The following is a 12,639-nucleotide window of genomic DNA, read 5'->3' on the forward strand; positions in this document are numbered from 1 at the left end:
GTGACCGGTCAGAACGAGAACTTGATCGTCCCGCCCCAGGTCTGCGGGTCGCCGGGCTGGCCGGCGATCAGGCCGGTATTGCCCGGCGCGACCTGCAGCAGATCGATATAGTTCACGTCGAACGCGTTGCGGATCCAGCCGAAGATGTCGAAGTCCTCTCCCCGGAAGCCAGCGCGGAAATTGGTCAGCGCATAGCCCTTCACTTCGGTGTAGATCGAAGGCGAGGCGTTCGAGTTCCAGTGGGAGCGATAGTTGCCGTCCACGCCGAGATAGACTTGCCCGTCCTTGTCCAGCAGCGTCACCGGTATGTTGTACTCGGCGCCATAGGAGAAAGCCCATTTGGAAACGCCGGGCAGGCGCTGGCCCGAAATGTCGCACTGGCGCGGGCTGAGCGCTCCCGGAACACCCGGCTGCGAATAGTCGGGCGTGGCGTTGGCCGGCTGGAACGTGCCGCCAGACAGCTCGGGCGGGCAGGGCGCATCGACGAATTTCTTGTATTTGGCGTCGGTATAGGCGCCATTGGCATAGGCGGTGAAGCGATCGCTGGCGACGACCTTGAAGTCCGCCTCTATGCCTTGGGAACGGACCTTCCCTGCATTGGCCAGATAGCCGCGTACCGTGCCGAACTGGCCACCGTTCACCGTCGCCTGGAAATCCTTGATCTCCGTGCGGAAGGCGCTGAGGTTGAAGGTCGCCCGCCGGTTCCAGAACTGGGTCTTCAGGCCCGTCTCGAAATGGTTGACCGATTCCGGCTTCACCGTGCCGGCATCGTAGTTGACCGTGTTGTCCGCGTTCAGCGGCAGGCCGTTCTGGTTGATCCCCAGCGTCTTGAAGCTCTTCGCATAGGTCGCATAGGCCAGGATGTCGGGCGCGATCTTGTAGTTGACGTTGAAGTCATAGGTGAGGTTCCACGCGCTGTCGGACGGCGCACTGACCTGTGGCTGATACACGCCGCACTGCGCTGCCAACACGCTTCCCGCAGCGGGTGCAGGGGTGCAGCTGATCTGCTGGCCTTGGCCGTTGGTCACGATGCGCTGATAAAAGCCCGACTTCTTGTCATAGTTCAGGCGCGCGCCCGGCTGGATCGTCAGCGCGTCGTTGACGTGCCAGCTCAGCTGTCCGAACAATGCGGCGCTGGTGCTCTTGAGCCATTGGGTGTTGGTGGCGGTCAGTCCTTTGAGGATGGAGGGATCGGTAGCCTGGGCACCGGAGAGGCTCCAGCGGCTGGCGTCGGCGCCCTGCTGCTCGGTGCCCTGGGTGTCGATTCGCTGCTTGAAGCCGAACAGGCCGAGCACGAAATCGATCTTCTCGCCTGCATAATTATAGCGGAATTCCTGGCTGTACTGGTCCTGCTGCGACGGGTTCTGCGATCTCGACACGATCGACAGGCCCGTGAAGTCGCGGTCATTCTCTGGCCTCCAGTCCCAAAAGCGCCAGGCGGTGACCGAGGTCAGCGTGCCGGAACCGAGATCCCACTTCACCCGCAGCGACGCCCCGCCGATCTTGTTGCCCGCATTCAGGCTGGAGTCGAGGTCACTCAGCCGGTCATAGGGATTGCGGCTGGGCTCCGCGTAACTGCGGCCCGGATTGGCGGCGCTGACGGCGGCGACCAGAGCATCATACTGGCGATTGAGCGCCCGCTGGGTACGTCCCACGCGCACGAACACGGTGCCACAGCATTCCGGATTCTGCCGGCTGTAGTCACCCGACAGGGTGATATTCAGATCGTCATTCGGCCGGAACAGCAGCTGGCCGCGGAGACCGAGATTGTCCTGTTCGTTGATCCACCGGTCGGTGATCGTGTTGAAGAGCGTGCCCCGGCGGCCCGTTGCAGCGACGGCTATCCGAGCAGCGACGGTATCGGACAGCGGCCCCGAAATGGCGGCCTTCGCCTGTTTGTAGCCCAGGTTGCCCACGCTCAGCTCGGCCCGGCCTTCGAAATCGAAGGTCGGCTGGTTGGTGGTGATGTTGATCGCTCCAGCGGTGGTGTTCTTGCCATATAGCGTGCCCTGCGGCCCGCGCAGCACTTCCACCTGAGCGACGTCGAGGAAGTCGAATGTCGCGGCGGCAACGCGCGAATTATAGACGTCGTCGACATAGATGCCGACGCCCTGCTCGAAACCGTCGCTGGTCAGACCAAAGGGCACGCCCAGGCCGCGGATATTGACCGAGGTGTTGCGTGGGTTGGAGGTGTATACCTGGAGCGTCGGCGCGAGCTGCTGCAACTTGACGACGTTGAAATTGCCCGTCGCCTCGATACTGTCCCCGCGGATCACGGAAATCGCGAGCGGCACTTCCTGCGCCGTTTCCTGGCGGCGGCGGGCCGTGACGATGATGACGTCGCCGCGGGGTTGCTGCGTGGTCTGATCCGCTTCGGGCGGAGGCGCGGCGTCCTGTGCGAAAGCCATGGATGACAGCAGGCTGAGGCCCGCAACGCCGGCGAACAGATAGGTACGCGCAATCATGGATGTCCCCCTCTTTCCGGATGTCCGGTAGATCAACGCAGCCTTGCCGGTGGTCCGGTGAAGGCCGTTGAGGCTAGTGCAATGCCGGCGGTCCCCTTGGCCGCAGGCCCCTTCGCCGATCTTCAGCTGGAAAGACGTGTTTTTTCCGTCAGGTCGATCTGGACGACCTTGGCATCATGGATGGTCAGCGTGATGGAGCCGAAGCGGAGCGTTTCCAGCATATCGCTCAGCTTTTCGATGCTGGCGACGATATCGGCGCGCTGGGCTCGGGGAATGTTGATGGGTCTGTGTTCGGTCATGGGCACCTCTTGAGAGTCATTTATCTCAACTAAATTTATAGACAAAAAAGCAAAAATAAGGGGCACTCAAGTTTCTCTTGTCGTGCCCACGGATAATTCAGGGATTCGCGGTCATGCGTGGTCCGCGCTGGAACCCGGTGCGCGGGAGGAGGGAAGGACGCTGCTGCCGCAATGCTGCGGCTTGATCGGTCGCGCCGTCCAGCAGGCGATCCAGCAAGGCTTGGCCGAACCGCCACTCGCCCAGGCCGGATGTGGCGTTGATATGCCCCGCATGGCCGGCATCGACGAATTCGCTACCCCAGTTCTTGGCAATGCTGTGGCATCGTTCGAAGAAAATATAGGGGTCGTCCCGGCTGCCCACCACGATTGACGGGAACGGCAATTGCGCGTGGGGCGTAGGGCCGAAGGCGCCGATCGCCTCGGGCGTTTCCATCCTGTCGCAGTCGGGTGGTGCGACAAGCAGCGCACCAGTGACGGGCCAGCCATAGGCCTGGCTTTGAAGAGAGCCCCACCAGGCGACCGCCAGGCAGCCCAGGCTGTGCGCGGCCAGCACGACCGGGCCGTCGGCGCGGCGGATCGCCTGGTCCAGCCGCGAAACCCATGCGTTTCGGTTGGGACTGGCCCAGCTACCCAGATCAACGCGTTCGCAATCGCCGCGCCGCTCTTCCCAGATGGTTTGCCAATGATCCTTGGCGCTGTTGTTGAGGCCGGGAATGGTCAGCACAACCGGCTGGCGGGCCTCGCTCCTGTATCCGAATCGGTCCATGGTCTGATCCTCGTCCTATGTTTCGAGGGAACAGATATAATCTATTTAATTGGTAGAGAATGGCCAAGCGATAAACTGTGTCGAAAACTGGGCGGTCGGAGAGCGTCAAAACGCACAGGGCGCAGCCCTTTGGAGCACGCGCCCTGCTTTCGCCAATTTCCCGCAGTTACCAGGGATAAGTCACGCCATAATAGCGATAGACGCTCTGGCCGTAGGCTTCGTCCTCGAACGGGCGCTCACCGACGCCATAATGGGGCGCGGCTTCCAGTACCTCTTTGGCGAGGTCGATCACGTAGCCGCCCTTTTCGGTGTCATAGGTCAGCACCGACCAGGGCAGGGGATAGTGATCCTGTCCCAGGCCAAGGAAGCCGCCGAAGGACAGCACCGCATAGCGTACCTGGCCGCTGCGCTTTTCCACCATGAAGTTGGATATGTGGCCCAGCCGCTCGCCCTGGCGGTTGTAGACCGTCGTACCTTCCACACGATCCGATGCGATGAGGTCGCCGCGGTTCTCGAACGTGGTGTCGTTGTCCGAATAAGCCATGTCACTCTCCCGAGGAATTGCGCCCCATGCTATGCAACCGCGGGGGCCCGTGGGGGTTCCCCGGTTCCGGCAAGGAGGTGTCCCATGAAGATCAATCGCAGCGGATCAGCAGTGTGGAGCGGCGGACTCAAGAACGGCAAGGGTGCGATCTCGACGCAGAGCGGAGCGCTCAATGCCTATCCTTACGGCTTCGCTACGCGGTTCGAGGGCATGCCCGGATCCAATCCCGAAGAACTGATCGCCGCCGCCCATGCTTCCTGTTTCACCATGGCGCTGTCGCTGATACTGGGCGAGGCGGGCTTGACCGCCGAGAGGATGGAGACCAACGCCGTGGTCACGCTGGAGCAGCAGGAAGGCGGCTTCGCGATCACGGCCAGCAGGCTCAGCCTCAGGGCAAGCATTCCCGGTGCCGACGAAGCAGCCTTCCAGGAACTGGCGGCAAAGGCCAAGGCCAATTGTCCCGTGTCCAAGCTGCTGAAGGCAGAGATCAGCCTGGAAGCGGAACTGATCGGCTGATCCGGGCTCGCCTGGCGCGGACATGCTCGCGCCAGGCGATATACAGCCCGCTGGCGATGATCAGTGCGGCGCCCGCCCAGGTGCTGGCGAGCGGCCATTCGTTCCAGATCAGGAAGCCGAATATAGTCGCCCAGAGGATGGCGCTGTAATCCATCGGCAGCACGATCGATACCGGCGCCCAGCGCAGCGCACCCGTCATGCAGAGCTGTGCCGCGCCGCCGGTCAAGCCGAGCAGGATCAGCAGGCCCCAGGTGAACAGGTCATGCGCCTTGCCGAAGAACAGCATCAATATGGCGAGCGGCGGCATCGACAGCGCGGTAAACCAGAAGACGATGACGCCGGCATTTTCGGTACGACCGAGGTCGCGCAGCAACAGGCTGATGCATGCGGTCATGACGGCGGCGGCCACGGCAACCCCAACGCCCAGCGGCGAGAAATGAGTAGCGTCCGGCCGCGCCATGATGAGAATGCCAACGAAGCCGATCAGGATCGCGGCCCAGCGATGCGGTCCCGTGGCTTCCCGCAGCAGCAGGGCGGACAACAGGGTTGCGAAGATCGGCATCGAAAAGCCGATGGTCGTCGCCTCCGTCAACGGCAGCAGGATGTAGGAGCCGAAGTTGAGCATCATGCCGGTAAGACCCATCGCGGTCCGGCTGGCATGCTTGCCGATCCGTCGCGTGCGCAGCGACCCGAGCCCATCGGTCAGCCCGACCCAGAGCATGACCAGCGGCAGCGCCAGCAACTGGCGATAGAACAGGGTTTCGACCAGAGTTACGCCGCGCCCGGCCATGACCTTGCCCAACATGAACATCGTCGACAGGAACAGCATTGTCAGCAGCCGCAGACCAATGGCCATCAGCGGCCGTTCCTCACGTTGGGCGGGAGGCGCCTGTATGTCCTCGGGCGGGCTGGTGGGCGAGGGCGGTTGCACGCCCCCGCTTTACCCGGTGCGCCGCGCTTGGCAACCGGCCGGATTGCCGAAAATGGCCCGTTTTGCGCGGCGCGTCCGCTCAGTTCGGCTTGCGGAACTTCAGCGTCATGCGGTCGCTCTCGCCAATGGCGAGATACTTGTCCTTGTCCACTTCGCCGTTGCGCAGCGTAGGCGGAAGCGTCCAGACGCCCTTTTCCCAGTCTGCCGTATCTTTGGGATTGGCATTCACCTCCGACGCGCCGACATATTGGAAGCCGGCAGTCTCGGCGATGCGGCGGATGGTCGAGACTTTCAGATAGCCACTCGACTTCTCAAGCGCGCTGTCGCGGCCCTCCGGCAGGCGATGGTCGACCACGCCCAGCGTGCCGCCTGGCTTCAGCACGTCGAAGAAAGCCTTGAAGGTCGCTGCCTCGGTCCCGCCCATCACCATATTGTGGACGTTACGGAAGGTGACGAGGGTATCAACGCTGCCGGCGGGGATCGAGGTCAGGCGCAGGGTCCACGGCACCAGCTTGACGTCGCCGTAAGTGGCCGGGTCGCTGTCCAGCTTTGCCTTCAGGCCGTCGAAGCCCCGCCCGGGGGCCTGCGCGGCATAGAAAGTGCCGTTACCCTTCAGCAGCGGCGCCAGGATCTCGGTGTACCAGCCGCCGGCGGGGCTATATTCCACCACCGTCTGGCCGGGCGCCACGCCGAAGAATTTGAGCGTCTCGACAGGATGGCGATATTTGTCCCGCGCGACATTGGCCGGCGTCCGCGTCGGGGCGGCGACCGCGGCGGCGAGGGGGTCGCCTGCCTGATGCCCAGCATGGCCCGCATGCTGGGCGGCAAGCGGCAGGATGGGAAGGGCCAGGACGGAAAGCGCGAGCGCGGGGAGGACGAGGCGGTTCATCGGGGGAATCCTCTCTTTTGTGAGAATGCCAGATGTGCCGTTCCTGCGCGCGTGAGGCAAGGGGGCTGGCGGTGCGGAACCGCCAGCAATATTTCGTCACAATGCTCGAGGCGTCCTAGAGGCAAGCCTCCAGGAAAGGCTGGTCGAAGCCGAACTGGCGGGCCTTATCCAGCGTATACGGGCGCAAACCCATGGAACGGTATTCGCCGACGATCCTGCCGCTGTCGTCTTCGTCGTGATATTCGAACTTGAACAGTTCCTGGGTGACGATGACCTCGCCCTCCATGCCGATGACCTCGGTGATGTTGGTGACGCGGCGGGACCCATCGCGCAGGCGCTTCACCTGGACGATCAGATCGACCGAATCGGCGATCTGCTTGGAAATCGCTTCCTTCGGGATCTTGATGTCGCCCATCAGGATCATGTTTTCCATACGGCCCAGGCACTCGCGGGGCGAGTTGCTGTGGAGCGTGCACATCGACCCGTCATGGCCTGTGTTCATCGCGGCGAGCAGGTCAAAGCACTCCGCGCCGCGAATTTCACCCAGGATAATGCGGTCGGGACGCATACGCAGGGCGTTCTTGACGAGATCGCCGATGGTGATCGCGCCCTGGCCTTCCAGATTGGGCGGCCGGGTTTCCAGCGGCAGCCAGTGGGGCTGCTGCAAACGAAGTTCCGCCGCGTCCTCGATCGTCAGTACGCGCTCGCCAGGGTCGATCATCTTGGACAGAGCATTGAGCATCGTCGTCTTGCCCGAGCCGGTGCCGCCCGAAATGACGATATTGAAGCGGCAGGCGCCCGCGATTTTCAGCGCGGTCGCCATCTTCGGCGACATCGCCCCCCACTGGGCCAGCATGTCTATGGTGATCGGCTTGGCGGAGAATTTACGGATCGAGATGGCCGTGCCGCGCAGCGAGAGCGGCGGCACGATCACGTTGACGCGGGAACCGTCGGGCAGGCGGGCGTCGGCCAGCGGCGTTGTCTGGTCGACGCGGCGACCGACCTTGTTCACGATGCGCTGTGCAATCTGGAACAGATGCTCCTCGTCACGGAACTTGATCGGCGCGATCTGGAGCTTGCCCTTCTTTTCGATATAGGTCTGCTCCGGCCCGTTCACCATGATGTCGCTGACGTCCGGGTCCGACAGCAGTTCCTCGAGCGGCCCGAGACCAAGCAACTCGTCTACCAGCACCTTCTCCAGCGCGAACTGTTCGCGGCGGTTCAGCGTCAGCTTGAGCTCGGCGAGCACCTCCATGATGATAGGGCGGAACTCCTCGGCCAACTCATCCTTGGTCAGTGTAGCAGCCGCTTCCGGATCGACACGCTCCAGCAGGCGGGGCAGCACCTGCTCCTTGATCTTGTGCACCGACGCTTCGAAGCCCTGCGGGCCGGCATCGGGAAGATGTTCCTGGTTGGCGCGCTCGGACAGGCGCTGCATCGCGTCGGCGTTGCGCTGCATCTGGCCGGTCGGCGCGGCAAGCGGGTCGAACGGCGTCTCGCCCGGCAAGGCGGCGATGTCGAGCGGAGGGAACTGGTCGCCGCCGCGCGCTTCCTCACGCGGGGTGCCGCCACCATGCATCGGCCGGGCAACCCCGAAACCGGGCTTGATGCCAGCGGGTCCATTCTTCCGTCCAAATGCGCTCATAACTCTCCGCCAGAAGCTCGCGACCGGCCCAGCCCACCCGAATAGGGCCGGTCAGATAAGGCTGGTAAAGGTGAATAGGCTGGAAACTTTGACAAAAGGCTAATGGCGCGGGGAAGGACGAGCGACAGCATCAGGAACATCAAGCCGGCCAGGCTGATCGCGGCGCCCCAGCGCTCCTGCCAGATCGTGACGCGCTCGATATGATATACGCCCGGCCGCGCGTCGAAATGCATCAGCGGGCCGTCCGAAGGCACGGGCTCGCCGTCGCGCATAACCCGCCAGATCGGAAAGGCCGACCGGCCCAGCACGACCGGGCCGTCCCGCTGGACGCGAACGTGATCCCCACGCGGCAGGTCTCGCCAGCGCGAAACGTCAGTCCAGTGGTCGTTCTCGCGAATCCGCGATAGATCGAATCCTGCAGGCAGATATTCGGGAGCATCCGGTTCGATCCGTTCGATCAGCGCATAGTCGACGGGCTTGCGGAGAAAGGCGGCGCCGAGAAGCCCACCGAAGGCATAGGGAAAGAGCAGAAGCACGCCCGTCGCTGCAAGTATCAGCGGGCGAGGCCGGTATTGCATCAGCGCCGTCACCGCCGCGAACTCGACGATGCAGAAGGCGCGCCAGGGAAACTGCACCTTGTCCAGCACAGATATGTGCCACAGGAAAGGGATGAGCCCTACCGACGCTAGCGCCGTGACGACGGCAATTCCGGTCCAGATTGACTGGGCCGGCCAGGCCAGCAGGATCAGCGCGAGCGCGAGGCAGGGAAACAGCTCGAAGCTGCTCGTCCAGATCGACCACTCGCTCGCACGATAATCCGTTCCCCAGAGCATCGCGGTCGATACCTCGTCCTGCAGCGTCATTGCCGGCAGCAGGTAGAAGGCGGCGAGGAGGACAGCGAGCGCGCTCCCCAATATGGCGGGCGGCAGCGAGGAGCGATCTCTCCATATCTTGGCCACGACCAGCGGGGCCATGAGGAACAGGCCGGTCAGCAGCGCGAGCGGCAGATGCCCGATCAGCAGTCCTGCGTAGCTGGCGGCGAGCAGCAGCATCCCGCGTCGCCGTGGAAGCCACGAAATGGCAAGAGCGATGAGCGGCAACCACAGGAACGCGGTCATTTCCGCGAGCGCCCCCCGTACATAGAAATCATAGAGGTGATAGGGCGCGAGCATGTAGAGGATGGCGCCCGTCAAAGGGCGGGTGCCGCGTTCCGCGAGCCATGCGTGCATGCTGAGCCCCGATCCCAGAACCAGCAGCAATCCGCCAAGATTGATGGACTGAAATATGGAGACCCCTAGCGCATGGATCCCGCCGGTGATCCAGTAGGCGAGAGGCGGATAGAAATAGAATGTCGGGCTTCCCAGCCCCTCGAAGCTGCGTGGCAGCCAGCGCTCGTACAGATGCCCTGCTGCCATCTGTTCGCCGAAATGCGCCGTCCACATATAGTTGTACTGATGGGAATGCGTTGCGCCCGGCCCCCACAGGAAACTTGGGAACAGCGCAGCAACGCCGACCAGCACCAGAATGAGGATGGGAAATGCGCGCCGGACCATGCGCCCCGCATGCACGAAGATGGTAAATGAAGCATGAGCGAGGCACGGGCGCTTACCCGGCATTAACCATTTCGGACGATAGCGGACAAAGACTTATCGCAAGGATGCGGGGCCGCATGCGGACACTGTCCATCGTCATTCCCGTCTATAACGAGCAGGACAGCATATCGCCGTTCCTGGAAGCCGCCCGTCCCGCCGTGGCGCGCGCCCTTGCGTTGATGGGAAATGGCGCCACGGTGGAATATCTGTTCGTCGACGACGGCAGCAGCGACCGCACGCCCGATATCCTCGGCATCCTGTCGCGGCTCAACGGCGACGTGCGCCATATCCGGCTGTCGCGCAATTTCGGCAAGGAAGCGGCGCTCGCCGCCGGGATCGACCATGCTGCCGGGGATGCCGTGATCCCGATCGACGTCGACCTTCAGGATCCGCCCGAGGTGATCGTGGAGATGGTGCGGCACTGGCTCGCCGGCGCGCAGGTGGTGAATGCCCGCCGCGCCGACCGATCGAGCGATGGCTGGTTCAAGCGCTGGAGCGCGCGCGGCTTCTACCGCATCCTCAATCGCCTCTCGGACTATCCGATTCCCGAGAATGTCGGCGACTTCCGCCTGCTCGACCGGCAGGCCGTCGATGTGCTCCGTCAACTGGGGGAACAGGCCCGCTTCAACAAGGGGCTGTTCTCGTGGATCGGCTTCCGGGTCGCTACGGTGGACTATGTCCGCGCTGCACGCGGCGCGGGCGCGAGCAAATGGCCTTGGGGCAAGCTCTGGTCGCTCGCGATCGACGGCATCACCGCATCGACCACCATGCCGCTGCGCATCTGGTCCTATGTCGGCGGCGTGGTCGCACTTGTTGCGATGGCCTATGCCGGATTTCTGGTGGTGCGCACGCTGGTCACCGGAATCGATGTGCCGGGCTATGCCTCGATCATGGTCGCGGTGTTGATGCTCGGCGGCCTCAACCTGCTCAGCCTCGGCATCATCGGCGAATATCTCGGCCGCGTGGCGCGCGAGGTGCGGCAGAGGCCGCTCTATATCGTGGCCGAAACGCCGGGAGCCGAACCCGCACCGGCGGTGGAACGGCTCCGCGCCTAGGTCACGATCTCGTTGGGATGATACCAATGCCCGTCCCAGCAGCGGGCGGGTTCCTTCGCGTTGGCGCGATAGGGGTTCTGGGGACGCACCAGCGCGGGCATCTCCGCCAATGGCGCCAGATAGGATCCCTTGGGCGTGAACCAGAAGCTCTGATCCCATGCCTTGAAGAAGCTGCACTGTACCTGCGGCGCGGGTGGATGGGAAAGGGCGCGACGTACCTCCTGGATACCCGTGACCGATCCGATCAACAGGACGGAGAAGAGGAACAGGCGGAGGCGCTGCTCGCGAAGTACGGAGTCCGCCACCATGACAGCCAGAATGGTCAGGGCCGTGACTGATCCGCGCATCATGAAATCGGTCGACCAGCCCACTTGCACGAAGGGGATCAGCAACAGCCAGGTCGTCAGCAGCGCAAGCGTGTCGCGGCCGAAGCGACCCCGCCGCGCAACGAACGCCACCGGTACGACATAGACCAGCACTTCCAGCAACTCGAATGCGCCCCATTGCAGCGGCAGCAGCGGCTTGAAGCGGGCGCCTACCGCCTCCGGCGCCGCGCCGAGGTAGAGCAATCCCGGAATGGAGAGCAGCGTCGCGGCTGCGGGCAGGGCGATGTCTGGCAGGCGCATCGCCCGCGTGACGATGACCCGCACGCCCGCGAGCGCGGCGAACGGCATGGCGCCCATCAGGCCAAGGGGCGACCAGAGCGCGGTCAGCGGTAGCAGCGCGAGCCACGCCCCGATCGGCATCTTGCCGCTGCGCCACAGCAGATAGCCGAGCGCGCCGATCCACCCCGCCATGGCATGCTGCGGAACCCAGAAGGCAAGGGTGATGGTGGAACTATACTGGAGATAGGCCCAGTTCTCGATATGATCTGAGAGGCCTCCGCGAAACAGGATGCGGCCCAGCGCATCCAAGCCGCTGAAGCCGATGACGATGGCCAGCGCGACGAGCTTCGCTCTGCGGGTTTCGAACAATGTCGAGCCCAGGCCGAGCAGCGCCGTAAGCATCAGGCTGTTTTGGAGCAGCAGGGCGATATCCGCGGCCCGCAAGCCCCAGGCCTTTGCGGCGGCTCCAGGCAGCAGGAACATGCCGATCGGCGCGCGCAACACGTCGGGAGCGCCGCGCGCCGTATAGACGAACGGCCAGGGTTGCACGCTGATGTCGCGCATCACGGCATAGCGCACCTGCCAGTCGACATTGGCGTAGAAGAAACGTCCCTCGCCCCCCAGCACCAGCAGCAGCAGGGCCAGGCCAAGGCACAGCAGCAGCGCACCCGCCGACGGGCCTTGCACGCCCCGCATGCTCAGGACGATACCCGCGCAAAGTCCCCCGACCACCAGGCCGCCCAGCGCATAGGCCCAAAGCGGCATGACGTCGAGGAAACGCCACAGCAAAAGCTGGTCGAGGCTCAGCCAGGCAACCAGAGCCGCTATGAGCCAGCCCGCCGGCATGGTGAGCGAGAGCGGCCCGGCCGACGGGGAACGCTCGCCGCCACGCAGCATGCCTGTGTCGGCTGGGGTATGGGAGGGGCTCAGCATCACGAGAGGATGGCCCGATATGAAAAGGGGGCGCAAGGAGCGCCCCCCATCGTAATCAGAATTTGTGCCCCGCCGTCGGTTGCCGCGCGGACGGGCATCACGGCCTTATCCCGCCTTTTCGGCGAGAACCGTCAGGCCCTTCTCGTTCACCTCGGCAAAGCCGCCCTGTACCGGGATGGATTCAGGCGACGCACCCGCGCTGGCAAAAATTTGGATCGTGCCGTCCCGCACCGTCGACATGAAGGGCGCATGGCCTTCCAGCACGCCGAAATCGCCGTCGGTGCCGGGCACCACGACCTGCCACACCTCTTCCGAGCGGACGAGTTTTTCCGGGGTCACGAGTTCGAAATGCAGTGCCATGTTCGCTTCCTTGTCCCTCCCCGCTCGGGCGGGGAGGGG

The 12,639-nt window shown here is 63.8% G+C and carries 12 protein-coding genes; 2 read left to right on the forward strand and 10 right to left on the reverse strand.

All coding sequences use genetic code 11. From position 1 onward, the window contains the following. Nucleotides 1-8: 8 nt before the first annotated feature. The 4 genes from M529_RS34245 to M529_RS34255 form a co-directional block, all read right to left on the reverse strand. Complete coding sequence (locus M529_RS34245) at nucleotides 9-2,465, reverse strand: TonB-dependent receptor (protein WP_021317751.1); 2,457 nt, start codon at nucleotides 2,463-2,465, stop codon at nucleotides 9-11. Nucleotides 2,466-2,587: 122 nt separating this feature from the next. Beyond that, nucleotides 2,588-2,764: a YezD family protein gene (locus M529_RS48350; protein ID WP_021317752.1), complete on the reverse strand. Its 177-nt coding sequence runs from the start codon at nucleotides 2,762-2,764 to the stop codon at nucleotides 2,588-2,590. 97 nt (nucleotides 2,765-2,861) lie between these two features. Then, complete coding sequence (locus tag M529_RS34250) at nucleotides 2,862-3,530, reverse strand: RBBP9/YdeN family alpha/beta hydrolase (RefSeq protein WP_021317753.1); 669 nt, start codon at nucleotides 3,528-3,530, stop codon at nucleotides 2,862-2,864. A 166-nt stretch (nucleotides 3,531-3,696) separates the two neighbouring features. Beyond that, nucleotides 3,697-4,074, reverse strand: a complete 378-nt coding sequence (locus M529_RS34255; RefSeq protein WP_021317754.1) for a PRC-barrel domain-containing protein — start codon at nucleotides 4,072-4,074, stop codon at nucleotides 3,697-3,699. A gap of 84 nt (nucleotides 4,075-4,158) precedes the next feature. Here M529_RS34255 and M529_RS34260 point away from each other — a divergent pair, with 84 nt between their 5' ends. After that, entirely contained in the window at nucleotides 4,159-4,590 is a 432-nt protein-coding gene (locus M529_RS34260; RefSeq protein WP_021317755.1) for an OsmC family protein, read from the forward strand. Here the strand turns inward: M529_RS34260 and M529_RS34265 are convergent. From M529_RS34265 to M529_RS34280, 4 genes are all read right to left on the reverse strand, one after another. Continuing rightward, nucleotides 4,562-5,446, reverse strand: coding sequence for a DMT family transporter (locus M529_RS34265; protein ID WP_021317756.1), 885 nt, complete (start codon nucleotides 5,444-5,446; stop codon nucleotides 4,562-4,564). The two genes, M529_RS34260 and M529_RS34265, sit on opposite strands and share 29 nt — an antisense overlap. A gap of 154 nt (nucleotides 5,447-5,600) precedes the next feature. Beyond that, nucleotides 5,601-6,410 (reverse strand): class I SAM-dependent methyltransferase, encoded by an 810-nt coding sequence (locus M529_RS34270; protein WP_021317757.1) that lies wholly within the window; start codon nucleotides 6,408-6,410, stop codon nucleotides 5,601-5,603. 115 nt (nucleotides 6,411-6,525) lie between these two features. Next, a complete protein-coding gene (locus tag M529_RS34275; RefSeq protein WP_021317758.1) occupies nucleotides 6,526-8,055 on the reverse strand; it encodes a CpaF family protein in 1,530 nt (509 codons plus the stop codon). Next, complete coding sequence (locus tag M529_RS34280) at nucleotides 8,052-9,608, reverse strand: glycosyltransferase family protein (protein ID WP_021317759.1); 1,557 nt, start codon at nucleotides 9,606-9,608, stop codon at nucleotides 8,052-8,054. Before M529_RS34280 ends, M529_RS34275 begins: the two co-directional genes overlap by 4 nt. Nucleotides 9,609-9,724: 116 nt before the next feature. Here M529_RS34280 and M529_RS34285 point away from each other — a divergent pair, with 116 nt between their 5' ends. Further along, nucleotides 9,725-10,702: a glycosyltransferase family 2 protein gene (locus M529_RS34285; protein WP_021317760.1), complete on the forward strand. Its 978-nt coding sequence runs from the start codon at nucleotides 9,725-9,727 to the stop codon at nucleotides 10,700-10,702. Here M529_RS34285 and M529_RS34290 read toward each other — a convergent pair. Both M529_RS34290 and M529_RS34295 read right to left on the reverse strand, forming a co-directional pair. After that, nucleotides 10,699-12,240, reverse strand: a complete 1,542-nt coding sequence (locus M529_RS34290) for a hypothetical protein (protein WP_236617677.1) — start codon at nucleotides 12,238-12,240, stop codon at nucleotides 10,699-10,701. The two genes, M529_RS34285 and M529_RS34290, sit on opposite strands and share 4 nt — an antisense overlap. A gap of 105 nt (nucleotides 12,241-12,345) precedes the next feature. Then, the gene (locus tag M529_RS34295; RefSeq protein ID WP_021317762.1) at nucleotides 12,346-12,600 is read right to left on the reverse strand and encodes an ATP synthase F1 subunit epsilon; all 255 of its coding nucleotides are present in this window, start codon (nucleotides 12,598-12,600) and stop codon (nucleotides 12,346-12,348) included. Nucleotides 12,601-12,639: the final 39 nt, after the last annotated feature.

It is taken from the genome of Sphingobium ummariense RL-3 (assembly GCF_000447205.1).
GTDB lineage: Bacteria > Pseudomonadota > Alphaproteobacteria > Sphingomonadales > Sphingomonadaceae > Sphingobium > Sphingobium ummariense.